General features: G+C 63.9%; 23 protein-coding genes. 12 read left to right on the top strand and 11 right to left on the bottom strand.

Annotation, left to right across the window (positions count from 1 at the left end):
• The 5 genes from FHW92_RS21545 to FHW92_RS21525 form a co-directional block, all read right to left on the bottom strand.
• On the bottom strand, positions 1 to 660 hold the full coding sequence (locus FHW92_RS21545) for a hydrolase (RefSeq protein WP_168605350.1): 660 nt from the start codon (positions 658 to 660) through the stop codon (positions 1 to 3).
• 228 nt (positions 661 to 888) lie between these two features.
• The gene (locus tag FHW92_RS21540) at positions 889 to 1,554 is read right to left on the bottom strand and encodes a response regulator transcription factor (RefSeq protein ID WP_168605349.1); all 666 of its coding nucleotides are present in this window, start codon (positions 1,552 to 1,554) and stop codon (positions 889 to 891) included.
• A gap of 52 nt (positions 1,555 to 1,606) precedes the next feature.
• Positions 1,607 to 2,185 carry a M17 family peptidase N-terminal domain-containing protein gene (locus FHW92_RS21535; protein WP_168605348.1) on the bottom strand — a complete coding sequence of 193 codons (579 nt, stop codon included), beginning with the start codon at positions 2,183 to 2,185 and terminating at the stop codon, positions 1,607 to 1,609.
• Between the two features lie 20 nt (positions 2,186 to 2,205).
• Positions 2,206 to 2,748, bottom strand: coding sequence for an AraC family transcriptional regulator (locus FHW92_RS21530; protein WP_168605347.1), 543 nt, complete (start codon positions 2,746 to 2,748; stop codon positions 2,206 to 2,208).
• A 103-nt stretch (positions 2,749 to 2,851) separates the two neighbouring features.
• Positions 2,852 to 3,775: a LysR family transcriptional regulator gene (locus FHW92_RS21525; RefSeq protein ID WP_168605346.1), complete on the bottom strand. Its 924-nt coding sequence runs from the start codon at positions 3,773 to 3,775 to the stop codon at positions 2,852 to 2,854.
• Positions 3,776 to 3,905: 130 nt separating this feature from the next.
• On the opposite strand from FHW92_RS21525, the gene FHW92_RS21520 reads away from it, so the two are divergent.
• Together FHW92_RS21520 and FHW92_RS21515 are read left to right on the top strand one after the other, a co-directional pair.
• Positions 3,906 to 4,604, top strand: a complete 699-nt coding sequence (locus FHW92_RS21520) for a pirin family protein (protein ID WP_168605345.1) — start codon at positions 3,906 to 3,908, stop codon at positions 4,602 to 4,604.
• Between the two features lie 163 nt (positions 4,605 to 4,767).
• Entirely contained in the window at positions 4,768 to 5,730 is a 963-nt protein-coding gene (locus FHW92_RS21515) for an alpha/beta hydrolase (RefSeq protein WP_168605344.1), read from the top strand.
• A 51-nt stretch (positions 5,731 to 5,781) separates the two neighbouring features.
• Here the strand turns inward: FHW92_RS21515 and FHW92_RS21510 are convergent, their stop codons facing one another.
• Positions 5,782 to 6,396 carry a flavin reductase family protein gene (locus tag FHW92_RS21510; protein ID WP_168605343.1) on the bottom strand — a complete coding sequence of 205 codons (615 nt, stop codon included), beginning with the start codon at positions 6,394 to 6,396 and terminating at the stop codon, positions 5,782 to 5,784.
• A complete protein-coding gene (locus FHW92_RS21505; RefSeq protein ID WP_168605342.1) occupies positions 6,396 to 7,337 on the bottom strand; it encodes a carbon-nitrogen hydrolase family protein in 942 nt (313 codons plus the stop codon). Before FHW92_RS21505 ends, FHW92_RS21510 begins: the two co-directional genes overlap by 1 nt.
• A 139-nt stretch (positions 7,338 to 7,476) precedes the next feature.
• On the opposite strand from FHW92_RS21505, the gene FHW92_RS21500 reads away from it, so the two are divergent.
• Together FHW92_RS21500 and FHW92_RS21495 are read left to right on the top strand one after the other, a co-directional pair.
• Positions 7,477 to 8,601, top strand: coding sequence for a cupin domain-containing protein (locus FHW92_RS21500; protein ID WP_168605341.1), 1,125 nt, complete (start codon positions 7,477 to 7,479; stop codon positions 8,599 to 8,601).
• Positions 8,602 to 8,631: 30 nt separating this feature from the next.
• Positions 8,632 to 9,543 (top strand): fumarylacetoacetate hydrolase family protein, encoded by a 912-nt coding sequence (locus tag FHW92_RS21495; protein ID WP_168605340.1) that lies wholly within the window; start codon positions 8,632 to 8,634, stop codon positions 9,541 to 9,543.
• Between the two features lie 51 nt (positions 9,544 to 9,594).
• On the opposite strand, the gene FHW92_RS21490 is transcribed toward FHW92_RS21495, so the two are convergent.
• From FHW92_RS21490 to FHW92_RS21475, 4 genes are all read right to left on the bottom strand, one after another.
• Positions 9,595 to 10,044: a MarR family transcriptional regulator gene (locus FHW92_RS21490; RefSeq protein WP_168605339.1), complete on the bottom strand. Its 450-nt coding sequence runs from the start codon at positions 10,042 to 10,044 to the stop codon at positions 9,595 to 9,597.
• Between the two features lie 88 nt (positions 10,045 to 10,132).
• Entirely contained in the window at positions 10,133 to 10,537 is a 405-nt protein-coding gene (locus FHW92_RS21485) for a thioesterase family protein (RefSeq protein ID WP_168605338.1), read from the bottom strand.
• 12 nt (positions 10,538 to 10,549) lie between these two features.
• Positions 10,550 to 12,856: a bifunctional salicylyl-CoA 5-hydroxylase/oxidoreductase gene (locus FHW92_RS21480; RefSeq protein ID WP_246870345.1), complete on the bottom strand. Its 2,307-nt coding sequence runs from the start codon at positions 12,854 to 12,856 to the stop codon at positions 10,550 to 10,552.
• A gap of 72 nt (positions 12,857 to 12,928) precedes the next feature.
• On the bottom strand, positions 12,929 to 13,393 hold the full coding sequence (locus tag FHW92_RS21475; RefSeq protein ID WP_168605337.1) for a MarR family transcriptional regulator: 465 nt from the start codon (positions 13,391 to 13,393) through the stop codon (positions 12,929 to 12,931).
• Between the two features lie 88 nt (positions 13,394 to 13,481).
• On the opposite strand from FHW92_RS21475, the gene FHW92_RS21470 reads away from it, so the two are divergent.
• The 8 genes from FHW92_RS21470 (at position 13,482) to FHW92_RS21435 (ending at position 26,371) form a co-directional block, all read left to right on the top strand.
• Positions 13,482 to 14,252 carry a cyclase family protein gene (locus FHW92_RS21470; RefSeq protein WP_168605336.1) on the top strand — a complete coding sequence of 257 codons (771 nt, stop codon included), beginning with the start codon at positions 13,482 to 13,484 and terminating at the stop codon, positions 14,250 to 14,252.
• 2 nt (positions 14,253 to 14,254) lie between these two features.
• Positions 14,255 to 16,387, top strand: a complete 2,133-nt coding sequence (locus tag FHW92_RS21465; RefSeq protein WP_168605335.1) for an indolepyruvate ferredoxin oxidoreductase subunit alpha — start codon at positions 14,255 to 14,257, stop codon at positions 16,385 to 16,387.
• Positions 16,388 to 16,399: 12 nt separating this feature from the next.
• Positions 16,400 to 17,815 carry an indolepyruvate oxidoreductase subunit beta family protein gene (locus tag FHW92_RS21460; RefSeq protein WP_168605334.1) on the top strand — a complete coding sequence of 472 codons (1,416 nt, stop codon included), beginning with the start codon at positions 16,400 to 16,402 and terminating at the stop codon, positions 17,813 to 17,815.
• 463 nt (positions 17,816 to 18,278) lie between these two features.
• Entirely contained in the window at positions 18,279 to 19,265 is a 987-nt protein-coding gene (locus FHW92_RS21455) for an HlyD family efflux transporter periplasmic adaptor subunit (RefSeq protein WP_168605333.1), read from the top strand.
• 23 nt (positions 19,266 to 19,288) lie between these two features.
• Positions 19,289 to 22,003, top strand: a complete 2,715-nt coding sequence (rbbA, locus tag FHW92_RS21450) for a ribosome-associated ATPase/putative transporter RbbA (protein WP_168605436.1) — start codon at positions 19,289 to 19,291, stop codon at positions 22,001 to 22,003.
• Positions 22,000 to 23,127 (top strand): ABC transporter permease, encoded by a 1,128-nt coding sequence (locus tag FHW92_RS21445; RefSeq protein ID WP_168605332.1) that lies wholly within the window; start codon positions 22,000 to 22,002, stop codon positions 23,125 to 23,127. Before rbbA ends, FHW92_RS21445 begins: the two co-directional genes overlap by 4 nt.
• Positions 23,128 to 23,156: 29 nt before the next feature.
• Positions 23,157 to 24,620 (top strand): TolC family protein, encoded by a 1,464-nt coding sequence (locus FHW92_RS21440; RefSeq protein WP_246870344.1) that lies wholly within the window; start codon positions 23,157 to 23,159, stop codon positions 24,618 to 24,620.
• Positions 24,617 to 26,371, top strand: a complete 1,755-nt coding sequence (locus FHW92_RS21435; RefSeq protein ID WP_168605331.1) for an alpha/beta fold hydrolase — start codon at positions 24,617 to 24,619, stop codon at positions 26,369 to 26,371. Before FHW92_RS21440 ends, FHW92_RS21435 begins: the two co-directional genes overlap by 4 nt.
• The last annotated feature ends 2 nt before the right edge of the window (positions 26,372 to 26,373 follow it).

The following is a 26,373-nucleotide window of genomic DNA, read 5'->3' as shown; positions in this document are numbered from 1 at the left end:
TTAGTGTCCGCCTTCGGACGCGCCGAACATCGTCTTGGCATAGGTGATGCCCAGGCCATAGGCGCCGCCCCACTGGCGGGCGATGCCGGTGGTGCTGTCATAGGTTTCGGCCCGCGCCCAGTCGCGCTGAAGCTCAAGCATATATTGCAGCGAGGTCATCGGCTTGGCGCCAAGCTGGATCATGCGCTGGACGGCGCGTTCATGGGCCTCGGTCGAAATGTCGCCGCAGGCGTCGGCGATGAAATAGACGTCAAAACCCTGATCGATGGCCGATGCCACCGGGCCGACGATGCAGACGCTGGTCCACAAGCCTGCAAAGATGATGCGCTCTTTGCCGATGCGGTTCACTTCCTCAATCACGGCGGCGTCTTCCCAGGTGTTCATGCTGGTGCGGTCGAGCAGCGGCTGACCCGGAAAGGCATCGGTGATTTCGTTGAACATCGGGCCGGAAAAGCTCTTTTCGGCCACCGTGGTCAGGATGGTGGAGACGCCAAACGAGGCGGCGGCATTGGCGACCAGCGCGGCATTGCTGCGCAGCACTTCGGTGGCGATGGACTTGGTGGCAAAGGCCATCTGCGATTGGAAATCGATCAGGACCAGCGTGTGATCCTTGGGCGAAATCAGGCTCTTGCCGGGGGTCGGGGTGGCGGTGATGGTCATCGGGGGATCCTTTGTTGGGCCAGCATCGTTGCTGTGAGGGCAAGTTATGCCGGTCGATGAATTCAGGTAAGTGAGATAAGATCTTACGGTTTGTTCGATTTTTTCGAATGAACGGCCCTGCCGCCACAAAGGCATGCAAGGTCGAACGCGGCGCAAACTAGGGGCAGCAGCTGGTTTGCGTCTTGCACAGGCTTGACGTGATTGGGCGCTGGATGACGCCGCGCGGCCTCAGATTTCGATCAGGCCTCGCTTGGCCGCAATGGTCACCGCATGGGTGCGGTCGGCCGCGCCCAGCTTGGCAAAGGCCTGTTTCATATGGCCTTTGACGGTCTCCTCCGACAGGCCGATGCGCGCGGCGATCTGCTTGTTCGAATTGCCCGCCGCCGCCAGTGTCAGCACCGCCAGTTCGCGCTCGGTCAGATCATCGTCAAGCACATGCAGCGCAATGGCGGTGGCCACCTGCGCGTCCAGATGCTTGCCGCCGTTGAACACCGAACGAATCGCATCGAGCAGTTCCTTGCGCAGGCTGGCCTTGAGCAGATAGCCCATGGCGCCCGCGCGCAGGGCCTTGATCGCGCGCCCATCGCCGGAAAAGGTGGTCAGCACGATGATGCGCGCGCCCGGATCGCCGCGGCGAATCGCCTCGATGGCCTCCACCCCAGACATGTCGGGCATCTGCAGGTCCATCAGCACCACATCGGGCCGCAGCCGCTCATAGAGCGCGATGGCCTGCGCGCCATCCTCGGCCTCGCCCGCGATGGTGAGGTCGGGCTGGGTGCCGATCACCGCGCGCACGCCTTCGCGCAGCAGCAGGTGATCATCCACCAGCATCACCGAGATCGGCGGGCGCGCGGCGCGCGGGGCGTAAAGCCCGTCTGGAGCATGGAATGGCATGGTCTGGCCGTTAACCCTGGTGATCCTGCTTACAACAATGGCGCGCTGCGCCTCATTCCGGGGAATGCCATGTTGCCAGGGCATTTTCCAGCGCGGCGGCGGTGCGCTGGGCCTGACCGTTGCGAATGTCGAAAATCCATTCGATGGGGCGGGGCGGGGTTTCCAGCCCGTCCAGCGCCAGAAGCGCGCCGCGCATCATCGCCGCCGCAATCTCCTCGATCCCCTCCTCGGCAATATCCAGCCCGTTCCAGCCGAGCAGACAGGCCACCTTGCGCGCATGGGTGCAAAGCGTGCTGCGCATCGCCTGGCGGGTCAGCCGGCCGATCCGCAACGGATCGCCCGCCAGACCAGCGCCCAGCCCGATCAGCATCAGCGAGCGCGCCCCGATCGGCGCGGGCGGCGCCCAGAGCGTCAGTTCCTCGCCCGCCATGCCGGTAAAGATCCCGCCCGCGCGCAGCCGCCCCAGCGTGCCGTGCAGCGCGCGGTCGACCTGTTCGGCCCCGCTGCGCCCGCCATCCTTTTCCTGCATCCCCACGATCAGCAGATCGACCGGGGCCTCAATCGCGATCTGGGCGGCGACAAAGCGCACATGCCGGTATTGGCCCAGCGGGCGCGGCGGTATCGGGGGCATCGAGGATCTCCGGCCTTGTTTCAGATCTCGCCCTGCCAGTGGCGGCGCCATTGCATCGGCGTGGTGCCGGTGGTGCGGCGGAACAGGCGGGTCAGATGGGCCTGATCGGTCAGACCGCAGGCAATGGCGATCTGCGAAAGCGTTTCGCGGCTTTGCACCATCAGGATCTGGGCGCGGCGGATGCGCTGGCGCATGATGAAGCCATGGGGCGTTTCGCCCATGCTGGCCTTGAACGCGCGGCAGAAATGGCCGGTGGACAGCCGCGTCACTCCGGCCAGTTCCTCGGTCGAAAGCGTCTTGTCCAGATGGCTTTCGACATAGGCCAGCACCTTTTGCATCTGCCATGCCGCCAGCCCGCCCTTGACCGGGGCAGGGGGCGGGGCGGGCCTTTCGGCCAGATAGATCGGGCCGGAAGGGGAAGGCGCGAAAAGCGCCGAAATCCGCTCCAGATAATGGCGGGCCATATGCACGTCTTCGTCCAGAAACCGCCGCGCGCCCTCGATCAGTTCGGGGATGCGGGCGATTTCGGCAAGAGGCGGTGTGCGGGCCAATGTCGGGGTCATTTTCGCCGGATCCTGTGCTTGCTGTCGATGCCCAACATGGCACAGGACGCCCGCGCGCCAAGCCCGATCCGGGGGAGGAAATTCCCCCCAAAAGGGGCTTGCGTCAGATATCGGGCAAATCGTCCGCTCCGTTTTCCGCCGTATTTACAAATTGTTCGATCAGCCAGGCCGCCGCCGGACCGGGGGGCGTGTCGCGCCGCCAGATCCCGGCAAAGCGATAGGTGCCGCCCGGATGATCGGGCATCACAAGGCGGCTGAGCGTGCCGGTGGTCAGATCGTCCTCGATCATCGGCAGGGGCATGTTGCCCCACCCGATCCCTTCGCGCAGCAGCGCATGTTTGGCGCCAAGATCGGCCAGACGCCATGTGCGCGGCGACAGCACCGAGAAATCCTGCCCCTCGGTAAAGCGCGAACGGTCGGTCAGCACGAGCTGGATATAATCACGCCCAGCGCCGGGGAGGATCGGGTCCATCTGCGCCAGCGGATGATCGGGCGCGGCCACCGGCACCATGGGCACCGATCCGGCATTGACGCTTTCCAGCCCCTCGACCCCGGCGAAGAGCGGGCCCGACAGGCCGATCACCGCCTTGCCGTCCAGCACCAGCGCCGTGATTGCGCCCAGCGCCTCGACATGCAGGCGCAATTGCACGGTGGGAAATTGCGCGCGAAAGGCCCGCAGGATGCGCCCCAGCCGGTCCGCGGGCAGCATCACGTCCACCGCCAGATCGACCTCGGCCTCCAGCCCGTCGAGCAGCCCTTTGACCTTGGCGCGCAGGGCGTCGATGCCCTGCGCCACCCCGCGTGCCTCGGAGAGCAGCGCGCGGCCTGCCACGGTCAGTGTCGGTTTGCGCGTGCCCTCGCGGTCGAACAGGGTCAGGCCAAGCTGCGCCTCCAGATTGGCGATGCCATAGGATATGACCGAGACCGCGCGGTTGAGCTTGCGCGCGGCGGCGGCAAAGCTGCCGGTGTCCACGATGGTGAGGAAAATGCGCAACTGGTCAAAGGTCGGCGTGCCCGGATTGTTCATGCGCGAATCTCGCTTTTCCATTTTCTCGAACGTTATCGATCATTTTATCCCTCTGATCAGAACAGGCCGCAAGGGCTAAATCGGTTTTCAGCAAGGGCGCTCCCCCGATACGCCCCACAGGAGATAACCCATGATCGAACATCGTCCCTTTGAAACCCTTGGCGCGGCCAACCATGGCTGGCTGGACGCGCATCACCACTTTTCCTTTGCCGAATATCACGATCCGGCCCGCGTCCACTGGGGCAACCTGCGCGTGTGGAACGATGACACGATTGCGCCGGGCACCGGTTTTCCTCCCCATCCGCACCGCGATATGGAAATCATCACCTATGTCCGCGAAGGCGCGATCACCCATCAGGACAATCTGGGCAACAAGGGCCGCACCGAGGCGGGCGACGTCCAGGTGATGAGCGCGGGCACCGGCATCCGCCATTCGGAATATAACCTTGAGGATATCACGACCAGGATCTTCCAGATCTGGATCATCCCGACCCATCAGGGCGAAGCGCCGCAATGGGGCGCCAAGCCTTTCCCCAAGGGCGAACGTTCGGGCCATTTCGTGACGCTGGCCAGCGGCTATGCCGATGATGCCGACGCGCTGCCCATCCGCACCAATGCCCGCGTGGTGGGCGCCACTTTGAAGGCCGGTGAAACTGCGGAATATCCGCTGGGGGCTGACCGCAAGGCCTATCTGGTGCCCGCCATTGGCGCGGTGCGGATTGAGGACCAGACGATCAAGGCCCGCGACGGCGTGGCGATCAGCGATGTCGAAGTGCTGCGCGTCACGGCCATTGAGGACAGCGAGATCGTTCTGGTCGACGCGGCCTGATGCCGGATCAGGGCGGGGTTTCGGCCCCGCCCCACTGGCCGGAAACACGGCCTGAATATCTCCGAATTATCCAAAATCGCATGCGGATCGCCAAGCGAGGGCGAGGCATGCCTGTCACTTTCCCCGTCATTCCCTTTCCATCTTCCTTCCCCCGAGGTGTATCATGACCCAAGCTGCTCAGGATCTTTCCCGCCGTCATCTGCTCACCACCGTCGGCGCCGTGGCCGGCACCGCCGCGCTGGTCAGCCAGACCCCCACGCTGGCCGCTGTCCCGACCAAGGCGGCCAACAGCGCGCGCGTTGGCGATGGCTATGTGACCACGCCCGATGGCGCGCGGCTCTATTACAAGGATTGGGGCACCGGACAGCCCATCGTCTTCCACCACGGCTGGCCGCTGACGGCGGACGATTGGGATGCGCAGATGATGTTCTTCCTCGAACAGGGCTTTCGCGTGATCGCTTTTGACCGGCGCGGCCATGGCCGCTCCAGCCAGACGATGGACGGCAATGACATGGACACCTATGCCCGCGACACCGCCGTTCTGGTGCGCCATCTGGACCTGCATGATGCGGTGCATATCGGCCATTCGACCGGCGGCGGCGTGGTGGCGGCCTATGTGGCGCGCTATGGCGAAGGGCGCGTGGCCAAGGCGGTGCTGGTGGGCGCGGTGCCGCCGATCATGCTCAAGACCGCGGCCTATCCGGGTGGCTTGCCGATGTCGGTGTTCGACGGCTTCCGCAAGGCGCTGGTGGACAACCGGGCGGATTTCTTCTGGAATGTGCCGGTGCCCTTTTACGGCTTCAACCGCCCGGGCCAGAGCGTGAATGAGGCGATCCGCCAGAACTGGTGGCGCCAGGGCATGATGGGCGGCGCCAAGGCCCAGTATGACAGCATCAAGGCCTTTTCCGAAACCGACCAGACCGAGGATCTGAAGGCGATCAGCGTGCCGGTGCTGATCCAGCATGGCGATGATGACCAGATCGTGCCGGTGGCCGCCTCGGCCCATTTGCAGGCCAAGCTGATCCGCAACAACACGCTCAAGATCTATCCCGGCTATCCCCACGGTATGTTGACCACCCATGCCGATGTGCTGAACCGCGATATTCTGGCCTTTATCAAGGGTTGATGGCGGGTTGATCGGGCGGCGGCATGGGTTCATGCCGCCGCCTTTCGCGTTTCAGCGATCCGCCCAACTGGGGCGGGTCATTTGCAGCAGGTCGGTGCTGCGCGTGTACCAGCCTGCGCCATGCATACGCGCGATGAGATTCATCGCCAGCGTATCGACATGCAATTTCTGCGCATCGACAAACCGGTCCTGAATGTGAAAGCGCAACACTTCGCCCAGCACGATGGTCGATTGGCCTGCGTCCATACTGTTATACAGGCGGCATTCCATGCTGACGGGCGCGGTGGCGATGCGGGGCGGGGCGATGGCGGTGGAGGGCGCGGTTTCGATGCCCGCCAGCGCGATTTCATCCACACCCGGCGGCGCGTCGATGCAGGTCAGGTTCATGGCCTCCGCATCATGCTCGGCCACAAGGTTGACGACAAATTCGCCCGTTTCCAATATATTGGCCGCGCTGTCCTTATAGGTGCCGTCCGGGCGGCGCATCAGCCCGATGGCGAGGAGCGGCGGCTCGGCGCTCATCATCGCGAAGAAGCTGTAGGGCGCGGCATTGCGCGCGCCCTGTGCCGATTGCGATGTGATCCACGCGATGGGGCGCGGGGTGATCGAGGCGGCCATCAGCTTGTAGCGGTCAGGCCCGGCCACTTGCGAGAAGTCGAACTCCATCAGCCTTCGTCTCCGATGCGCGCGACGGGGCGCTTGGGGGCTACATCGACCTTCAACTGAAACACATCCGGGCGGGCGTAATGACCGGCCACGTCGAAATCATATTTGCCTCGGATCACTTCGGCCGGATCGATCTGCGCATAAAGGACCGTCTCGCCCGCATAATCCGGCCCGGCCAGCACATTGCCCAGGGGATCGACGATCATCGACCCGCCGCGCATCAGCACCATTTCCGGGTCATCGCCCAGCGCGCAGTCGTAATCGGCGGGATAGGCCCCGCGCGTGATATGCTGACACGCCGAAAGCACGAAGCAGCGGCCCTCAAGCGCGATATGGCGCATCGTGCTGGCCCAGCCGTCGCGGTCATCGGCGGTGGGGGCGCAATAGAGCGTGACGCCTTGGTCATACATCGCCATGCGCAGCATCGGCATATAGTTTTCCCAGCAGATCACAGCCCCGATCCGCCCCAGCGGCGTGTCGATCACCGGCATGGTCGAACCATCGCCAAAGCCCCAGATCAGGCGTTCCGCCCCCGTCGGCATCAGCTTGCGATGCTTGGCAATCAGGCCCTTTTCGCCATCGAAGAACAGCGCGGTGCAATAGACCGTGGCCCCATCGCGCTCGATCACGCCCATCACGACAAAGGCGCCGGTGGCGGCCGTGGCTTCGGCAATCGTGGCGACTTCGGGGCCGTTCAGGTCGATGGCGGCCTCATGATAGGCGCGGAAATCCTCGCGTCCCTGAGGTTTGCGCATGCCCACCGGCGTGCCGAAGGAAGCGCCCTTGGGATAGCCGCCCAGAAATGCCTCGGGAAACACGATGATCTTCGCGCCTTTCGCGCTGGCCTGCGCAATCAGCCCTGCGGCCTTGGCGGCGGCGCCCATCGAGTCGGTGGGCAGGGATGCGGCCTGAACGACAGCGGCGGTGAAGGCTTGCGTCATGATTTTCCTCAGCTTTTGCACGAGTGAGAGGGGAAAGCCGGAGAGAGGCTGAAAGGTAATTTACTTGCATTTGACAGTTTCGCCAAGATATTTTAAACCTATACTATCACGCAGCCCAACGCCCTTCAGGAGCCTGCCCATGGCCAGCACATATGACCAGTACCGCGAAGAGATCATCGGTCGCGCCAATGTTGCCGATACGCCCGAGCTTGTCGCCTATTATCAGCGATTGCAATCGCTTGGTACAGGAGCGCTGTGGACGGTGGCCAACAAGATCGAGCCGTGGGAACCGGCCTCGACTTCGGTGCCCTATCTGTGGCGGTACAAGGACCTGCGCGAGGACGTGCTGCGCTCGCTCGAACTGGTGACGCCCGAGCAGGCGGGACGGCGCGTGGTCTATCTGGAAAATCCGGGGCGGGCCGATGTGGTGGCGGCCGTGGGCTGGCTCTATTCCGGGCTTCAGGTGATGGGGCCGGGCGAATGCGCGTCCAGCCACCGTCATTCGGCCTCGGCGCTGCGCTTCATCATGGAGGGCAGCGGCGCCTTCACCAATGTCGACGGGCACAAGATGACGCTGGGCGCCAATGACTTTGTGCTGACCCCCAATGGCACATGGCATGAGCATGGCGTGTCGGATGATGGCACGGTCTGCATTTGGCAGGACGGGCTGGATATTCCGCTGATGAACGCGCTGGACGCCAATTTTTACGAGGTCCACCCCGAGCTTCAGCAGGCGATTTCCTTCCCTGTCAATGACTCGCTGGGCATGTGGGCGGGCTCGGCGCTGCGCCCCGCCGGGGTGCAATGGGCCAGGCCCTATTCGCCGCTGCTCAAATATGAATGGGGGCCGACCTATGAGGCGCTGCTGCGCTATGCCGCCGTGTCGGAAGGCTCGCCCTATGACGGGCTGCTGATGGAATATGTGAACCCGCATACGGGCGGGCCGGTGATGCCGACCATCGGTGCCTCGATGCAGATGCTGCGCGCGGGCCAGCACACCAAGGCCCACCGCCACACTGGCAGCTTCGTCTATCAATGCGCCAAGGGGCGCGGCTATTCGATCATCAATGGCCAGCGCTTCGATTGGCAGGAGCGCGACATTTTCGTCGTGCCAAGCTGGTGCTGGCATGAACATGTCAATCTGTCCGACACGGATGACGCCTGCCTGTTCACCTTCAACGATCTGCCGGTGATGCGCTCTTTGGGCATCTATCGCGAAGAAGCCTTTGGCGAAAACCACGGCCACCAGCCCGTTCTCGCCTGAATTCCTGACACTTAGCCTGAGGAATCCCCCATGCGTCTTGTTACCTATCGTTCTCACGTCGAGGCCGAAGCGCGCCTTGGCGCTCTGGTCGGGGATCTGGTCCTCGATCTGGAACTGTTCGGCGAGGAATGCGGCGTGCCGCTGCCCTCCACCATGCTGGAATTCATCGACCTTGGCCCGCAGGCCGTGGCGATCACCAGCAAGCTGATTAACGAGGCCGAGGGTGTTTTTCCCATCGGCACCGCCCAGCCCGCCGCCAATGTCAAATTGCTGGCCCCCATCCCGCGCCCGCGCAAGAACATCTTCGGTATTGGCCTGAATTACACCGAACACGTGGCCGAAAGCGCCAAGTCGCTCGACACCTCGCCCGAATTGCCGCGTCAGCCGGTGATCTTCTCCAAGCCGCCGACGTCCGTGATCGGCCCGGATGACGCCATCGTCCATAATGCCGCCATCACCCAGCAGCTTGACTGGGAGGTCGAACTGGCCGCGATCATCGGCACGCGGGCCAAGGGCGTCTCGCGCGAAACGGCGCTGAACTATGTGTTCGGCTATACCGTCTGCATCGACATGAGCGCGCGCGATTGCCGCCGTGCGGGCCAGTGGATCTACTCGAAAGGTCAGGACACGTTTGCGCCCATGGGCCCCTGCGTTGTCACCGCCGATGAAATCCCCGATCCCCAGACGCTTGACCTGTGGCTGACCGTCAATGGCGTGGAAAAGCAGCGCAGCAATACCGCCTATATGCTTTTCAAGGTCGATGAACTGGTGGCTGACATTTCGCAGGGCATCACGCTGGAGCCGGGCGACATCATCGCCACCGGCACGCCCGCCGGCGTTGGTGCGGGCATGGACCCGCAGGAATGGGTCTGGCCGGGCGACATCATCGTGGCCACGGTCGAAGGCATCGGCACGCTGCGCCATCCGGTCGTCGCGGGCTGAGGCAAAGATTTCCTCTCCCGACTGGGGGGTCGTGCAGACGGCCCCCTTTTTTTATTGCGCGCGGATCGAGGTCTTGAGCTGATCGAGCAGGGCGAGCAGATGCGCCTGATGGTCGGCGGGAAAACAGGACAGCGCCTCATGCACCCAGCGGCTGTGCGCATCGGCCAGCGTCTTGAAATAGGCACGGCCCGGCCCGGTCATGCTGACAATCGCGGCGCGGCGGTCATTGGGGTCGGGGCGGGAATCGATCAGGCCCTGTTCGCTCAATTGCCGCACGATCGAGGTCACATTGCCGTTGGACACCAGCAGCGCGCGCGAAATCTCGCCCATGGTCAGCCCGTCGGGCGCACGGTCCAGCGCCGCCAGCACATCAAACCGGGGCAGGGTGGTATCGAACTGGTCCTGAAAATTGCGGCGCAGCTGTTTTTCCACCAGCTTGGCGCAATCGAGCAGGCGGATCCACACCCGCAGCTCCAGCCGCCTTTCCGCTCCGTCGTCCATCAAACCCTCATCATGGCAAACGGCCCGCCCGGTGGGGGCGAGCCGTCATTTCGCGTTTAGGTGGCATGGAGCCGGGGGGCAAGCCCGTTCAGGCGAGATAGGCGTTCATGCCCTCGCGCAGGCTTTCGGGCCATGCCATGGCCCGCCGCGCGTCCAGATCCATGCACACTAGCACCACCAGCGCCTTCAACCGCACCTGTCCCTCGCAGGCAAAAGTGATCGCCAACTGGCAACTGCTCTTGCCCAGCTTCGTCACTTCCAGCGACAGGTCGAGGCTCTCGCCCAACTCGCTGGGCGCCATGAAATCCACCTCCAGCCGGACCGTGGGCACGCCCATCTTGCCTTCCATATGGATCAGCTTGAAGGGGAAACCCAAAGTGGCGAACCAATCCTCGACCAGCGCGTTGAGCATTTCGAAATAGCGCGGGTAAAAGACGATCCCGGCCGGATCGACATCGGCAAAACGCACCGGCAGGGTCAGGTTGAAAGGCATTCGTCGTCTCCTTTACGCGCGGGCTGCGGTATCGCGGGCCTGCCCGGCCAGTTGCCGCGCCTGCGTCTGGCCAAGGGCATAGGGGGCGGGGACGAATTGCCCTTCCTCGCCCGCCTGCGCCGCCGCGCGCAGCGTCCATGACGGATCGACCAGATGGGGCCGCCCCACCGCCACCAGATCGGCGCGGCCCGCCATCAGGATCGAATTGACCTGATCGGGCTGGGTGATGTTGCCCACGGCCATGGTAGGCATATGGGCCTCGTTGCGGATTTGGTCGGCAAAGGGGGTCTGGAACATGCGGCCGTAGGTGGGGCGAGCGCGCGGCGCGGTTTCCCCCGCCGATACGTCGATGATGTCCACGCCCACGGCCTTGAAGGCTTCGGCAATGGCCACAGCCTCGGCAGGGGTCACGCCCGCTGCGCCCACCCAGTCGTTGGCCGAGATGCGCACCGCCATCGGCTTGCCTGCGGGCCAAGCCGCGCGCATGGCGGCGGCCACGCGCAGCGGGAAGCGCAGGCGGTTTTCCAGCGAACCGCCATAGGCGTCCGTGCGATGGTTCATCACCGGGGTGATGAAGCTGGAGAGCAGGAAGCCATGGCCCGCCTGAAGCTCGATCATGTCGAAACCGGCGGCATCGGCGCGGCGCGCGGCGGCGGTGAAGTCGGCAAGGATGCGGTCCATGTCGGCCTCGCTCAGGGCGTCGGGCGTCAGGCCGCCCTCGCGCCATGGCTGCGCGCTGGCCGAGAGGATCGGCCAGGGATCGGCGAGCGGCACGTCATAGCCTTCATGGCCCGGACGGCACGAGGCCCGCGCGCCCGCATGGCCCAGTTGGGCGCAGGTCTTGGTGGCGGTGTGCTGATGGGCAAAGGCGTTGATCGCGCGCCAGCGGTCGATCTGGCCGTCCTCCCACAGGCCGGGGCAGGCCGAGGTGGCGCGGCCCTCGGGCGAGACGGCCAGCATTTCGGTGATGACAAGGCCAGCCCCGCCCAAGGCACGCGCGCCGTAATGCACCTCGTGGAACATGGTTGCATGGCCGTCCGGCTCGGCGCAATAGGTCAGCATCGGGGGCACCACCACGCGATTGGCCAGCGTCAGATCGCGCAGAGCAAAGGGCGTGAACATCGGCTGGACCGGGGTGTTGCGTCCTTCGTTCCCCGCCCAGAACCAGCGTTCGAGGCTTTCCAGCCATGCCTTGTCGCGCAGGCGCAGGTTTTCATGGGCTACGCGCTGCGAACGGGTCATCAGCGAATAGGCGAATTGCGGCAGGTCGAAATCGAGATAGCGGTCGAGCGTCTCGAACCAGTCGGTCGAATTGCGCGCGCTGTTCTGGATTTTGAGCACCTCGACATGGCGTTCGGCCTCATATTCGGCTAGCGCCTCGCGCAGATTGGCCGGATCGGCCATGCCGGGGCGGCTGAGCACCTGCGCCAGCTTGATCGCATCCTCCAGCGCCAGTTTGGTGCCGGACCCGATCGAGAAATGCGCGGTATGCGCCGCATCGCCCAGCAGCACGACATTGTCGAAGGACCATTTTTCGCACAGGATGCGGCGGAAATTGATCCATGCCGCCGAGCCGCGCAAATGGCCCGCATTGGTGATGAGCGCATGGCCGTCGAGATGGCGGGCAAACAGCTTTTCACAAAAGGCGATGCTCTCGGCCTGCTCCATCTTGTTGAGGCCCAGCCCTTCCCATGTTTCGGGCGAGCATTCGACGATGAAGGTCGAATGGGTGGCGTCGAACTTATAAGCATGGGCCCAGACCCAGCCATGCTCGGTCTTTTCGAACAGGAAGGCAAAGGCGTCGAACAGGCGCGTCGTGCCCAGCCAGCAGAACTTGTTGCGGCGGGTTTGAATATCGACGCCGAATTTGTCCTCGTTCTGCGTGCGGATCGCGCTGTTGATGCCATCGGCCGCCACGATCAGGTCATAATCGCCATAGGCCGAGAGATCAGCGGAAAATTCGCTTTCGAAATGCACCCGGACGCCCAGTTCCAGCGCCCGCGCCGTCAGGATTTGCAGCAGGCGTTTGCGCCCGATGCCGATAAAGCCATGGCCCGATGAGGTGATCTCGGCATCGCCCATCGCCACGGTGATATCGTCCCAATGGGCGAAATTATCCGCGATGATGGCCGCGCTGACGGGATCATTGGCGGTCAGGTTCTCGACCGTCTGATCGGAAAAGACCACGCCCCAGCCGAATGTGTCGCCCGCGCGATTGCGTTCGAAAACGTCAATCTGGTGCGAGGGATCGCGCAATTTCATCGAAATGGCAAAATAAAGACCGGCGGGACCGCCGCCCAGACAGGCAACACGCATCATGCACCTCCAAATATGCTTTAGGTTTAAAACATATTGGTTGCATGTGCAAGTTGATTCGGCCACCCCCTGCGCTTACTCCAGATTGTCGTGCAGACGCCCCAGCAAATCGAGCAATTGGGCAAATTCGCTCGCGCTGATTCCCCGAATGACCTTGTGATAGACCGGCGAGGTGGCCTCGCGCGCGGCCGCCAGTTTCTCGCGCCCCAGATCGCTCAACAGAAGTTCGGTGACGCGGCCGTCGGTTTCGCTGGGCTGGGTGGTGATCAATCCGGCCTTGGTCATGCGTTCGACAATGCGCATCATCGTCGAAATGTTGATGACCGCCGATTTGGCAACCTGCGCGATGGGCAAAGGCTCATGTTCGCCCAGGATCATCAGCACGCGCCATGTGGGAATGTCGATGCCGATCGGCCGCAATTGCGATTCGATGACCACATTGTACCGGCTCGCCGCGCGGTTCAGCAGATAGAAGGGATAGGCCTCGACCCGGAATTCCTCGGATCCGGGATCGCCAAGCCTGCGTAAATCCTCGCTCATCTGCGTTTTCCTTCATGCCCTGCAATTAATACTTGCATCTGCAAGTTTATCCGATAGCCTTCGCGCTACATCCTCTGTGGGAGCCTTTATGTCCACACTCAACATGCTTGCTCAATCCCTTGCCTCGGGCGCGGTGCGGGTTGTCGATCTCACCCAGACGCTTTCGGAAGATACGCCGCTGCTGGTTCTGCCCGAACCCTTCGGGCAAACGGCGGCTTTCTCGCGTCAGGAGATTTCGCGCTATGATGATCGCGGCGTGGCATGGCACTGGAACAATTTCACCGTGGGCGAGCATACGGGCACCCATTTCGACGCGCCGGTGCATTGGGTGACGGGCAAGGATCTGGCCGACAACACGGTCGACCGTCTGCCGGTTCAGCCGCTGATCGCGCCCGCCGTGGTGCTGGATTTTTCGGCGGAATGCGCCGCCGATGCCGATTTCCTGCTGACGGTGGAGCACATTGAGCGCTGGGAATCGCAGCATGGTCCGATTCCCGCCGGGTCCTGGGTGCTGCTGCGCACCGATTGGTCGAAACGCGACGTCGATGCCTATACCAACCGCGCAGCGGACGGGCCGCATACGCCGGGGCCGTCGACGGCGGCGGTTGAGGCGCTGATCGCGCGCGATGTGATCGGTTTTGGCGTGGAAACCATCGGCACCGATGCCGGGCAGGCCTTCGCGCTGACTCCGGCCTATCCGGCGCACACTTTGTTCCATGGCGCAGGCAAATATGGGCTGCAATGTCTGGAAAACCTCGATCAACTGCCCGCGACGGGCGCCATTGTGATCGCCGCCCCGCTCAAAATCCGTGACGGTTCGGGCAGCCCCCTGCGCGTGCTGGCGCTGGTCGAGGGCTGAACATGGCCGAGCGTTCGTTCAAATCCGAAGTCAAGAAGCTGACCGCCGGGGAAGGGGAAGTCTTCACCGGCGAGGGCATTCTGGCCGTCACCAAGGGCCTGCTGCAATCGGGCGTCGCCTATGTCGGCGGCTATCAGGGCTCGCCCATCAGCCATCTGATGGATGTGTTTGCCGATGCCAATGATCTGCTCGCCAGCCTTGGCGTGCATTTCGAGGCCAGCGCTTCGGAAGCGACAGCGGCGGCCATGCTGGCGGCCAGCGTCAATTATCCCCTGCGCGGGGCCGTCACCTGGAAATCGGTGGTGGGCACCAATGTCGCCTCCGATGCTTTGTCCAATGTGGCCTCGGGCGGGGTGAAGGGCGGCGCGCTCATCATCGTGGGCGAGGATTATGGCGAAGGCTCCTCGATCATGCAGGAGCGCACCCATGCCTTTGCCATGAAGAGCCAGATGTGGCTGATCGACCCGCGCCCGAACCTGACCAGCATGGTGGATGCGGTGGAGCAGGGTTTCCGCCTGTCCGAAGCCTCGAACACGCCGGTCATGCTGCAATTGCGGGTGCGTTCGTGCCATATGACCGGCAGCTTTATCGCCAAGGATAATGTCCGCCCGGCCATGACCGTGGGCGAGGCCGCATCAGCCCCGATTCGCGATCTCCAGCGCATCGTGCTGCCCCCGGCCAATTTCCAGCATGAGGTTGAAAAGATCGAGCAGCGCTGGCCCGCCGGCATTGCCTATGTCCGCGACAACAAGCTGAACGAATGGTTTGGGCAGGACAGCGACACGCCGGAAATCGGCATCATCGTTCAGGGCGGCCTGTATAATAACCTTAACCGCGCGATGGAATTGCTGGATCTGGCCGATGCCTATGGCAGCAGCAGGATCGCGGTCTATTGCCTCAATGTCGCCTATCCGCTGATCCCCGAGGAGGTTTCGGCCTTCTGCGCTGGGAAACAGGCTGTGCTGGTGGTCGAGGAAGGCCAGCCTGAATTTATCGAGCATGAGCTGAACACGCTGATCCGCCGCGCCGATCTGCAGACGCGGATTGTCGGCAAGGACATGCTGCCGCGCTCGGGCGAATATTCGGCCGCTGTGATCCGCGATGGTCTGGGCAAATTCCTGCGCGCCCATGCCCCGCATCTCGCCCCGGCGGAGGCCAAACCCGATCCCCTGCCGCGCGACGTGGCGATGGAAATCCCCCAGCGCCCCGCCGGTTTCTGCACCGGATGCCCGGAGCGTCCGGTGTTTGCCGCGATGAAGCTGGTGGAGAAGGAACTGGGTCCGACCCATGTGTCGGCGGATATCGGCTGCCACCTGTTCTCGATCCTGCCGCCGTTTGACATTGGCAATACGACGATGGGGTATGGATTGGGCGCGGCGGGCGCCTCGGCCTTCAAGCCCAAGGACAAGCGCGCGATTGCCGTGATGGGCGATGGCGGCTTCTGGCACAATGGGCTCACCAGCGGCATCGGCAATGCGGTGTTCAACAAGGATGACACCGTCACCCTGATCATCGACAATGGCTATTCGGCGGCGACAGGGGGGCAGGATATCCTTTCCAGCCGCGCCGACAACCCGGTCCGCGTGACCAAGAACCCCATCGCCAAGGCGGTGCAGGGCGTGGGTGCGAAATGGGTGCGGCTGGTCGAGCGGACCTATGACGTGGCAAAGATGCGCGATCTGTTGCGCGAGGCGATGACCAGTTCGGAAAAAGGGCCGAAGGTCATCGTCGCCCAATCGGAATGCATGCTCAACAAACAGCGCCGGGTGAAGCGTGAACAGGGCAAGGTGCTGGCCAATGGCGGGCGCGTGGTGCGTGAACGTTTCGGCGTCGACAGCGACACCTGTACTGGCGATCACGCCTGCATCCGCCTGTCGGGCTGCCCCTCGCTGACAATCAAGTCGAACCCGGACCCCCTGCGCCAGGATCCGGTGACGCATGTCGAAAACAGTTGCGTTGGCTGCGGTCTGTGCGGCGAAAATGCCCATGCCGCGATCCTGTGCCCCAGTTTTTACCGCGCGCGGATCGTCAGCAATCCCACGGGCTGGGAAAAGTTCCGGCAGGGCTGGCGTGCGCGGATCGTCGGCTGGATGCAGGCGCGCGATGATCGCGCCCGCATGGCCCGTGCGTTTTAAGGATTACCGCTGATGACCGAGAAGAACCGTATCGCCATTGCCATTCTGGCGCTGGGCGGACAGGGCGGCGGGGTGCTGGCCGAATGGATCCAGCATGTCGCGCGTGAGGCGGGCTGGCTGGCGCAGGGCACATCGGTGCCGGGCGTGGCGCAGCGGACGGGTTCGACCGTTTATTATGTCGAATTGGCGCGGGCAGGCGTTGATGGGCGCATGCCGATCATGGCGCAAATGCCGATGCCGGGCGATGTCGATGTGGTGGTAGCCTCCGAACTGATGGAAATGGGCCGTGCGGTGCTGCGCGGGTTCTCCACGGCGGGCAAGACCACGCTGATCGGGTCGACCCACCGCATCTATGCCATTTCCGAAAAGCAGGTGGCAGGCGACGGGCGCGGCAATGGCGAGAAGATCCTTGCGGCCGCCCGCGAACGTTCGGCCCGCTTCATCGGTTTCGACATGGAGGCCGCCACCGAGCGCACCCACAGCGTGATCAGCGCGATCATGTTCGGCGCGCTGGCGGGCAGCGGAGCGCTGCCTTTCCCGCGTGAAGCCTTTGAAGCCGCGATCCATCACAGCGGCAAGGCGGTCAAAAGCAACCTTGCCGGGTTTGCTGAAGGTTTCGCCCGCGCGCAGGGCGAGATCGCCATGCCGCAGGAGGAGGCCCCCGAGATCCCCATGCCGACCACCACGATGGGCAAGGTGCTGGCCGCGCGGGCGCGGGCGGGGTTGCCCGATGCGGCGCTGGCCAATGCCCTGCACGGGCTGGCCAAGCTGATGGATTATCAGGATGGCGATTATGCCGCGCTCTATCTCGACCGCCTCGAACGGATCGCCGCCATGGACCGCGCGCCTTTCGACTTGACGCAGGAGGCCGCGCGCCATCTGGCGCTGTGGATGGCCTATGAAGACACGATTCGCGTGGCCGATCTGAAAGTGCGCGCCGCCCGGTTTGAACGCGTGCGCGACGAGGTCAAGGTGAAGGATGGACAAGTCCTGACCGTCACCGAATTCATGCATCCGCGCCTTCAGGAAGTGGCCGAAAGTCTGCCGGGATGGCTGGGGCGCCGGGTGATGGGTTCGGCATGGCTGGACCGGGCGCTGTCAAAGGGACGGCATGTCGAGACGACTTCGTTGCGCTGGTTTCTCGCGCTGCGTCTGGTGGCGATGGGGCGGGGCTGGCGGCGCAGCACCTTGCGCTATGCCCAGGAACAGGGCCGGATCGAGGCATGGCTGAACCGCGCGCAAAAGGCCGCCGAAACGGATCTTGCGCTCGCCACAGAGATCATCCGCGCCCAGCGCCTGATCAAGGGCTATGGCGATACGTTCGATCGCGGCCTGGAACGCTTTGCCGCGATCATGGCGCAGGCCGATGCCGGCGCCGGAGCCGATGCTCTGCGGGTGGCGCGCGAAGGGTTGCTCAAGGCCGCGTAAGGCTTGAGCCAAGGCATTGGGGGAAATGCATGGGGTTCGCATCGGTGCGTCCGGTGCGAACCCCTTTTTGCATCTGCATGGATCCGCTGGGTCGCCATGGCGTGATTGGCTCTGATCCTGCGATCCAAACCTTTGCGGGCGCGTATTGATGCTTCTCAATGTCCGGCGATGCGGATGACCATAAAAGGCCGTTAATGCCGTTAAGCGCGGCAAACAAACCTTTGGGATCCGATACATGGAAAACTTGACATATCGTTCAATTTTTTGTTGATCAGGTCTTGCGAGAGGCGGTTGCTCCGGAGTCGGCTTTGTGTGCGTCGGCAATGGTGCGTCGTAATTCAAAAAATCAGAACATTCCGGCAGGCCGCAGGGGCCTTTCACTTTCCTTCCGGCTCAGGAGCCCGATGGTGATGCAGTGTGCTGACGCTTTCCCGTTGACAATCCGCAGCCGCAGGGGCGGCAGATGAGGCTTCGCCGTATTCTTGCCGGGGCGGTCCTGCTGGCGCTGGCGGCGGGCGGCTATTGGGCATGGCATCATTTCATGCGCCGCGCCGAGCTTCCGGAATGGGTCTTGCGCAGCAATGGCCGGATCGAGATGACCCGGACCGATATCGCGGTGAAATATCCGGGACGGCTGGCCTCCTTGACGGTTCGCGAAGGCGATGTGGTTCAGGCGGGCCAGATTCTGGCCGAACAGGACGAAAGTGATGTGCTGGCCCAGCTTGATGCGGCCAGAGCCTCGCGCGAAAGGGCCTTGGGCGGCCTTGCCCGGGCGCAGGGCGAACAGGCGGCGCATCGCAGTCAGGCCGAACTCGCCCGGCTCAACTGGTCGGAAACCGCCGGTCTTCATGCGCGCGATATGGTGTCGGATGTGGAGCTGAGGCAACGCAATCTGGCGCTGGCGGGCGAGACAGGCGGCCTTGAGGCGGCAAGCGGCGCCATAGGCGAGGCGCGCGGCGCGATTGCCCAGGCCGATGCCCAGATCCGGCTGGTTTCGGCCATCCGCGCCGATCTGCATATCCGCTCGCCGGGGCCGGGCCGGGTGGAATATCGCATTGCCGAGCCGGGCACGATGATGGCGCCCGGCGGCAAGATTTTGTCGATCATCAACCCGGAGGATGTCTATCTGACTATCTTCGTGCCTTCTGCCGTTGTTTCGCGCATTCGGATCGGGGATGAGGCGCGCATCCTGCCGCAGGGTTTTACCCGCACCTTGCCCGCCCGCGTCGGCTTTGTCTCGCCCGAGGCGCAGTTCACACCCAAATATGTCGAAACCGCCAATGAGCGGGACAATCTCTCCTATCGGGTGAAGCTGCAGATACCTGTGGAGGTGGCGCGGCGGTTTGCGGGCGTGCTGAAGGCCGGGATGACCGCCGATGGCTTTGTCCGCACCGATCCGGGCAAAGCATGGCCAGATTTGGGGCCTGAACAGGGAGCGGCCAGACCGTGACCGGGGCGCAGGAACCGGGCGCCATGGCCATCGTCCTTGAGGATGTTTCCCATCGCTACGGCCCGGTTCCATCGCTCCACAATGTCAGCCTGCAATTGCCGCGCGGCGGGGCGGTGGCCTTTGTCGGGCCTGACGGGGTGGGCAAATCCACCCTGCTGGGCCTGATTTCCGGGGTGAAGCGCGTTCAGCAGGGCAAGGTCGGCGTGCTCGGCTTCGATCTTGCGCGGCGGGGCGATCGCTCCGCTTTCCTGTCCCGCGTGGCCTATATGCCGCAAGGGCTGGGACGCAACCTCTATCCCACACTGTCCGTGGCCGAGAATATCGACTTTTTCGGCCGCCTGTTCGGTCTGGGCGGGGCCGAACGGCGCGCGCATATGCAGCGCCTGCTGGAGGCGACGGGGCTTGCGCCTTTTCCCGACCGGCCCGCAGGCAAGCTTTCGGGCGGGATGAAGCAGAAGCTGGGCCTGTGCTGCGCGCTGGTTCACGATCCGGACCTGCTGATTCTGGACGAGCCGACAACGGGCGTCGATCCCCTGTCGCGGCGGCAGTTCTGGGAACTGGTCGATGCCATGCGGGCCGAGCGACCCGAACTGACCGTGCTGGTCTCGACCGCCTATATGGAAGAGGCCGAGCGCTTCGATCATCTGGTGGCGATGGACGAAGGGCGCATCATCGCGCAGGGGCCGACGCGTGACATTCTTGCCCGGACCGGGGCCGCAACGCTGGAGCAGGCCTATATCAGCCTGCTGCCCGAAGCGAAGCGGCCTGCGGGCGAATTGCTCAATGTCGCGCCATGGCAGGACAAGGGAGAGGCGCCCGCGATAGAAGCGCAGCATCTGGTGCGCCGTTTCGGCGATTTCGTGGCGGTCGATGATGTCAGCTTTCGGATCGGCCGGGGCGAGATCTTCGGCTTTCTCGGCTCGAACGGCTGCGGCAAGACGACGACCATGAAGATGCTGACCGGACTGCTTGATGCGAGCAGCGGGACCGCCACCCTGTTCGGGCGCCCGATCACTGCCGGAGACATGCAGACGCGGATGCGGGTCGGCTATATGTCGCAGGCCTTTTCGCTCTATGAAGAATTGACCGTCGAGCAGAATCTGGCCCTACACGCCCGCCTCTATCGCGTGCCGCAGGGCGAGGCGGGGGCGTTGGTGAATGAGGTGATGGCGCAATATGCGCTGCTCGATCATGCCCGCGCCCTGCCTGCCGCATTGCCGCTGGGGATACGCCAGCGGCTGCAACTGGCGGCGGCCTGTCTGCACAAGCCCGAAATCCTGATCCTTGATGAGCCGACTTCCGGCGTCGATCCTGCGGCCCGCGACATGTTCTGGGGCCATTTGCTGCGCCTTTCGCGCGATGATGGCGTGACCATCTTTGTCTCGACCCATTTCATGAACGAGGCCGAGCGGTGCGACCGGATTTCGCTGATGGATCGCGGGCGGGTGCTGGCGGTGGGAACACCGGAGGAACTGACGCGCCAATACCATGCGCAGCGTCTGGAGGACGCGTTCATTGCGGTGCTGGAGGATAATGCGGCGCCAACCGCGCCGGTCGCGGCCCCGGACCCCGGCGCGCAGAATCAGGACGAGGCAGACAACCGGCAAAGCGGATTGGCCGGTTGGCTGGGCTTTGCCTGGGCCTTTGCCCGGCGCGAGGCGATCGAACTGGCGCGCGACCGCATCCGCATGGGCTTTGCGCTGGCGGGGCCGATCATCCTGCTGTGCATTTGCGCCTTCAGCATCTCCTTTGATGTGCAGAACATCCGCATGGCGGTGCTCGACCACGATCAGAGTGCGACCAGCCGCGATCTGACCCGCCGCTTCGAGGGTTCGCGCTATTTCGTGGAAACCCGCCCCATCGCCAGCGAGGAAGACGCGCATGGACGACTGCGCGAGGGCAGCGTCCAGATGGTGCTGGATATTCCGCCTGCCTTTGGGCGCGATCTGGCCGCGGGGCGAAAGCCGGATGTGGGGGTTTTCATTGATGGCGCCAGCCCCTTTCTGGCCGCGAACATCCAGGGCTATGCCGATGCGATCATTCTGGCCTATTCGCTCGACAGGCTGGGGGCGGCCTCCGCCGCTGTCGCGCTGCCCGCCTCGATCGAACCCCGTTTCATCTACAATCAGGATTTTCGCAGCATCTATGCGATCACGCCGGGCGTGCTGATGCTGACAATGATCCTGATCCCCGCGATGCTGACCGCGCTTGGCATCGTTCGTGAAAAAGAGATCGGCTCGATCATCAACCTCTATGCCTCGCCCGCCGGGGCCGGGGCGTTCCTGATCGGCAAGCAGGTGCCCTATGTCGCTCTGGCCATGGTCAGCTATGGTACGCTTGTGGCCCTTATCGTGACCGTTCTGGGGGTGCCGCTCAAGGGGTCTCTGTCGGCGCTGACGATGGGCGCGCTGCTGTTCGTGCTGGCATCCACCGGCCTTGGCATGATGATCTCGACCTTCGTTCGCACCCAGGTGGCCGCGATTTTCGCCACGGCGCTGATCTGCCTCATCCCTTCCGTGAATTTTTCGGGCCTGCTCTATCCGGTCTCGACGCTCCTCGACGGCAGCTATTGGATCGGCGTCATCTTTCCTTCCTCGTGGTTTCAGATCATCAGTCTGGGCACCTTCACCAAGGGCCTTGGTCCGGCCAGCTTCGGCACAGCCTATCTGGCGTTGGGGCTGTTTGCCCTCATCGTCATCATGGCCTCGCGGCTCATGCTCGGAAAGCAGGAGGTATGAGCCGCTGGCTGATCAATGTCTGGTTGCTCGGCGTCAAGGAACTGCGCAGCGTTCTCAAGGATGTGACGCTGATGGCGCTGATTGTCTTTGCCTTTACCATCGCCATCCAGCTCGTCGCCACCGGGCTCAAGGCCGAGGTGTCCAATGCCTCGGTGGCGATCGTGGACGATGATCACAGCGAACTGTCGCGGCGCCTGCGCGATGCTGTGCGGCCGCCCTATTTCAAGCCGCCGGTGGACATCGCGCGCGGGGATGTCTCCGCCGCGATGGACGGGGGCCGCTATATTTTCGTGATCGAGATCCCGCCGCGCTTTCAGGCCGATGTGCTGGCCCGGCGCAGCCCGGCGGTTCAGATTCTGGTCGATGCCACCGCCATGACGCAGGCCGGGCTGGGGGCTGTCGATTTCCAGCGGATCTTTGCCGCAGAGACGCTCGATTTCCTCCACGCGCGCGGCCTGCTGGCGGCTCTGCCCGTCACGGTGACCAGCCAGATCTACTTCAACCCCAATTCGCAATCGGCCTGGTACAGTTCGGTGATGCAGATCGTGACGAATGTGACGGTCCTCTCGATCATCCTTGTCGGCGCGGCGGTCATCCGCGAGCGCGAGCATGGTACGATCGAACATCTGCTGGTCATGCCCGTCCGGGCCAGTGAAATCGCTTTTTCCAAGATTCTGGCCAATGGCCTGGTCATCTTTCTGGCCTCGATCGCGTCCCTGTGGTTTGTGGTGCATGGGGCTCTGGCCGTGCCCCTGGCGGGTTCTCTGGCGCTCTTTGCGGGCGCGATGGTGCTCTATCTTTTTTCGGTGACGTCGCTGGGCATGTGGATGGCGACGCTGGCGCCCAGCATGCCGCAATTCGGCCTGTTTGCTGTCCCGGTCTATGCCATCGCCTATCTGCTGTCCGGGGCCGCCACGCCGCTTGAGAGCATGCCGCCCGCCATCCAGATCGTGGCAAGGCTGCTGCCCACCACCCAGTTTGTCAGCCTTTCGCAGGCGGTGCTTTATCGCGGCGCGCAAACCGCCACCGTATGGCCCGAACTGGCCATGATCTGCGGCTGGGGCGTGCTGTTCGTTGCCCTTGCGGTGCAGCGCTTCCGCTCGATGCTGGAGCGTCAGGGATGAAGGCGAAAATCATGCATAAAGGCCCAAAGATGACCCTGCGCGCGTTGCTGGCGGCGGGGATGGCGCTTGGTCTGGCGGCTTGCGCCTCGTCGCCTCCTCTGGCCTCGCCTCAGGCGACGGTTTCCCCGCCCGCGCACCTCGTCGCGCCCGAGGCCGGTCTGCCATCGGCGGGCGCCCCCGACCGGTGGTGGACCCTTTGGGGCGATCCTGCCTTGAACGCGCTGGTCGAAAAGGCGCTCGTCGCCAATGCCGATATCCGCGTGGCGCAGGCCCATGTCAGGGCGGCAAGGGCGCTCGTGTCCGTTTCGGAGGCGGCGCTCTATCCCACCGTCGCGGCCAATGGCGCGGCGTGGGGAACGCTGGCCGATACCGCGGCCGATGGCGCTCTTGGCTCGCTCCTTGCGCCTTTTTCCGAAGGGAACACGGGCGCGGGCTATCTTGTCGGGCTTGGCGCGCAATGGGAGCCGGACGTGTTCGGCGGTCGCCACGCCGATGCCGAAGCCGCCAGGGCCCTTGCCGACAGCGCGCAATGGCTGGCCCATGGCGTTGCGCTGACCGTGATCGGCGATGTGGTTGAAAACTATCAGCAGTGGCAGGGGCTGCGTCGCCGTTTGGCCATCCTCGATCAGAGCATCGCATCGGCGCGGCATTTGGTCGATTATCTCTCCGCCCGGCAAAGGATGGGACAGGCCAAGGCGCTGGATGTGACCAAGGCGCAGGCGGCGCTGGCCTCGCTGGAGGCGGGGCGACCACCCCTCCTGTCGCTGATCGACGCGCGGCGCAGGCGGCTTGCCGTGCTGGCCGGAGACTTGCCCGAAACACCGCCTGCAGAGGCGACAAATGCGAATATGCGCGTGCCGCCGCCGCCCTCCGGTCAATTCCCCTCGGCCATTCTGGAGCGCCGCCCCGATGTGCGCGCCCGAATGCTGATTGTTGCCGCGCGGGCCGCCCGGCTGAAAAGTCTGAAGGCGGATCTGATGCCGCGTTTCGGGATCAGTTTCATGGGACAGGATGGCCATATCGCCTTGTCGGGCCTGCCCGGTTTTGGCGGCCCGCTTGGTCTGGTTGGCGTCAAGGCCAGCGTCCCCATCTTCACCGGCGGATTGCTGCGCGGGCGGATCGCGGCAGGCCATGGCGAACTGGAGGCGGCGCTGGCGGGACAGGATCGCGCCATCCTGCTGGCGCTTGAAGAGGTCGAGACCGCCTATGCCTTGCGCACCGGGCTGGATGCCCGTTTGCGCGGGTTTGAGCAGGCCCGCGACCTGTCCGCCCGCCGTGTCGATCAGGCGCAGGCCTTCTATCGCGCGGGGCGCATGACCTTGGGCGATGTGCTGCAGGCACAGCTCGACGCCTTTGCGGATGCCGACAAGGTGGAGCAGACCAAGCTGGCGCAAGGCAGCGCCACCGTTCAGCTTTACCGGGCGATTGCCGGTGGCTGGGGGATGAATCGATCACAGACCGGCCCGCAGGCGCCGGAAGGAGCTCACCCATGAACGACAGCCTATCCGCCCATGAGGCCGCCGATCCGCTCGAAGGGATGGCGCGGAATCTCGATCGGGCCTCCTTCGCCGCCATTGCCGGTGTCACGGGCGGGCTCTCGCCCTTTACCGTGGCGCAGGCGCTGTCGGACTGGGCCCTGCATCTTGCGGTATCGCCGGGGCGGCGGTTGGAACTGGTGGCCAAGGCCTGGCGCAAAACCCTGCGTTTGGCCGATTATGTCGCTCATGGCGCCGATGGCGATCATCCCGCGATTGAGCCCCTGCCGCAGGATCGCCGCTTTGACGATCCGGCATGGAAAGCGGCGCCCTATAACCTGATCGCCCAATCCTTTTTGATGACGCAGCAATGGTGGCATGCGGCCACCACCGGCATTTCAGGCGTCAGCGCCCGCCATGAAGCGGTAACATCCTTCACCCTGCGCCAGATCCTCGACATGCTGGCGCCCAGCAATTTCGTCCTGACGAATCCTGTGCTGCAAAAGCGGATTGCCGATACGGGCGGCATGTGTCTGGTCGAGGGCGCAAGGCTGCTGATGGCCGATGTCGAAGCGCTTGCCCGCGGCACGGCGCAGACGGGCGAGCAGCCACTGCAGATCGGGCGCGACATGGCCGCGACCAAAGGCAAGGTAATCTACCGCAACCGCCTGATGGAGCTGATCCAGTATGAGCCGACCACCGCGACGGTCCGGCCCGAGCCGGTGCTGATCGTGCCGGCCTGGATCATGAAATATTATATTCTCGACCTCTCGCCCCGCAATTCCCTGATCGCCTGGCTGGTGGGGCAGGGCTATACGGTCTTCGCGATTTCCTGGCACAATCCCGGCAGCGCGGATCGCGATCTGACCATGGAGGATTATCGCCTGCTGGGGCCGATGGCCGCGCTGGATGCGATCGGCGCGATTACCGACGCGCCGAAAATCCATGCGCTGGGCTATTGCCTTGGCGGCACGCTGATGACCATTGCGGCGGCGGCCATGGCGCGCGATGGCGACGAGCGACTGGCCGGCTTGACCTTGCTGGCCGCGCAAACCGAATTCAGCGAGCCGGGCGAGCTTGGCCTCTTCATCGATGAGGCGCAGTTGAACCTGCTCGACAGCATGATGTGGGAGCGCGGCTATCTCGATAGCGGCCAGATGGGCGGCGCGTTCCAGATGCTGCGTTCCAACGATCTGGTCTGGTCGCGCATCCTGAACGAATATCTGATGGGTGAGCGGCCCGCGGCCAGCGACCTGATGGTCTGGAATGCCGATGGCACGCGGATGCCCTTTGCCATGCACAGCGAATATCTGCGCAAATTGTTTCTCCGGAATGATCTGGCCGAGGGGCGTTTTGTGGCGGGCGATCAGCCGGTCAGCCTGTCGGCGCTGAAAGCCCCGATGTTCGTGGTGGGCACACAGACCGACCATGTCGCCCCATGGCGTTCGGTCCATAAGATCCACATGCTGACCGATGCGGAAATATGTTTCGCGCTGACCAATGGCGGCCATAATGCGGGCATCGTTTCGGAGCCGGGGCACAAACACCGCCATTACCAGCTCCTGATGCGTCCGGCCTGCGGCCCGGCCCTTGCGCCCGATGTGTGGCAGGCGCAGGCCTCCGATCACCCCGGCTCGTGGTGGGAGGCATGGGGGCAATGGCTTGATGCAAGATCCGGCGCCGCTGTCGCTCCACCGCCGATGGGCGCGCCGGACAAGGGCTATGCCCCACTGGCCGATGCGCCGGGCCTCTATATTCTGGAGAAGTGATG

This window comes from Novosphingobium sp. SG707, from assembly GCF_012275515.1.
In the GTDB taxonomy this organism is placed as follows: Bacteria; Pseudomonadota; Alphaproteobacteria; order Sphingomonadales; family Sphingomonadaceae; genus Novosphingobium.
The sequence above is the reverse complement of the archived record's forward strand: the minus strand, read 5'-3'. Positions and strand labels throughout refer to the sequence as shown.

What these genes read in the sequence shown, in the direction of transcription:
- FHW92_RS21545 (WP_168605350.1), bottom strand. Translation starts at nt 660, where the DNA reads ATGACCATCACCGCCACCCCGACCCCCGGCAAGAGCCTGATTTCGCCC.
- FHW92_RS21540 (WP_168605349.1), bottom strand. Translation starts at nt 1,554, where the DNA reads ATGCCATTCCATGCTCCAGACGGGCTTTACGCCCCGCGCGCCGCGCGC.
- FHW92_RS21535 (WP_168605348.1), bottom strand. Translation starts at nt 2,185, where the DNA reads ATGCCCCCGATACCGCCGCGCCCGCTGGGCCAATACCGGCATGTGCGC.
- FHW92_RS21530 (WP_168605347.1), bottom strand. Translation starts at nt 2,748, where the DNA reads ATGACCCCGACATTGGCCCGCACACCGCCTCTTGCCGAAATCGCCCGC.
- FHW92_RS21525 (WP_168605346.1), bottom strand. Translation starts at nt 3,775, where the DNA reads ATGAACAATCCGGGCACGCCGACCTTTGACCAGTTGCGCATTTTCCTC.
- FHW92_RS21520 (WP_168605345.1), top strand. Translation starts at nt 3,906, where the DNA reads ATGATCGAACATCGTCCCTTTGAAACCCTTGGCGCGGCCAACCATGGC.
- FHW92_RS21515 (WP_168605344.1), top strand. Translation starts at nt 4,768, where the DNA reads ATGACCCAAGCTGCTCAGGATCTTTCCCGCCGTCATCTGCTCACCACC.
- FHW92_RS21510 (WP_168605343.1), bottom strand. Translation starts at nt 6,396, where the DNA reads ATGGAGTTCGACTTCTCGCAAGTGGCCGGGCCTGACCGCTACAAGCTG.
- FHW92_RS21505 (WP_168605342.1), bottom strand. Translation starts at nt 7,337, where the DNA reads ATGACGCAAGCCTTCACCGCCGCTGTCGTTCAGGCCGCATCCCTGCCC.
- FHW92_RS21500 (WP_168605341.1), top strand. Translation starts at nt 7,477, where the DNA reads ATGGCCAGCACATATGACCAGTACCGCGAAGAGATCATCGGTCGCGCC.
- FHW92_RS21495 (WP_168605340.1), top strand. Translation starts at nt 8,632, where the DNA reads ATGCGTCTTGTTACCTATCGTTCTCACGTCGAGGCCGAAGCGCGCCTT.
- FHW92_RS21490 (WP_168605339.1), bottom strand. Translation starts at nt 10,044, where the DNA reads ATGGACGACGGAGCGGAAAGGCGGCTGGAGCTGCGGGTGTGGATCCGC.
- FHW92_RS21485 (WP_168605338.1), bottom strand. Translation starts at nt 10,537, where the DNA reads ATGCCTTTCAACCTGACCCTGCCGGTGCGTTTTGCCGATGTCGATCCG.
- FHW92_RS21480 (WP_246870345.1), bottom strand. Translation starts at nt 12,856, where the DNA reads ATGATGCGTGTTGCCTGTCTGGGCGGCGGTCCCGCCGGTCTTTATTTT.
- FHW92_RS21475 (WP_168605337.1), bottom strand. Translation starts at nt 13,393, where the DNA reads ATGAGCGAGGATTTACGCAGGCTTGGCGATCCCGGATCCGAGGAATTC.
- FHW92_RS21470 (WP_168605336.1), top strand. Translation starts at nt 13,482, where the DNA reads ATGTCCACACTCAACATGCTTGCTCAATCCCTTGCCTCGGGCGCGGTG.
- FHW92_RS21465 (WP_168605335.1), top strand. Translation starts at nt 14,255, where the DNA reads ATGGCCGAGCGTTCGTTCAAATCCGAAGTCAAGAAGCTGACCGCCGGG.
- FHW92_RS21460 (WP_168605334.1), top strand. Translation starts at nt 16,400, where the DNA reads ATGACCGAGAAGAACCGTATCGCCATTGCCATTCTGGCGCTGGGCGGA.
- FHW92_RS21455 (WP_168605333.1), top strand. Translation starts at nt 18,279, where the DNA reads ATGAGGCTTCGCCGTATTCTTGCCGGGGCGGTCCTGCTGGCGCTGGCG.
- rbbA (WP_168605436.1), top strand. Translation starts at nt 19,289, where the DNA reads ATGGCCATCGTCCTTGAGGATGTTTCCCATCGCTACGGCCCGGTTCCA.
- FHW92_RS21445 (WP_168605332.1), top strand. Translation starts at nt 22,000, where the DNA reads ATGAGCCGCTGGCTGATCAATGTCTGGTTGCTCGGCGTCAAGGAACTG.
- FHW92_RS21440 (WP_246870344.1), top strand. Translation starts at nt 23,157, where the DNA reads ATGACCCTGCGCGCGTTGCTGGCGGCGGGGATGGCGCTTGGTCTGGCG.
- FHW92_RS21435 (WP_168605331.1), top strand. Translation starts at nt 24,617, where the DNA reads ATGAACGACAGCCTATCCGCCCATGAGGCCGCCGATCCGCTCGAAGGG.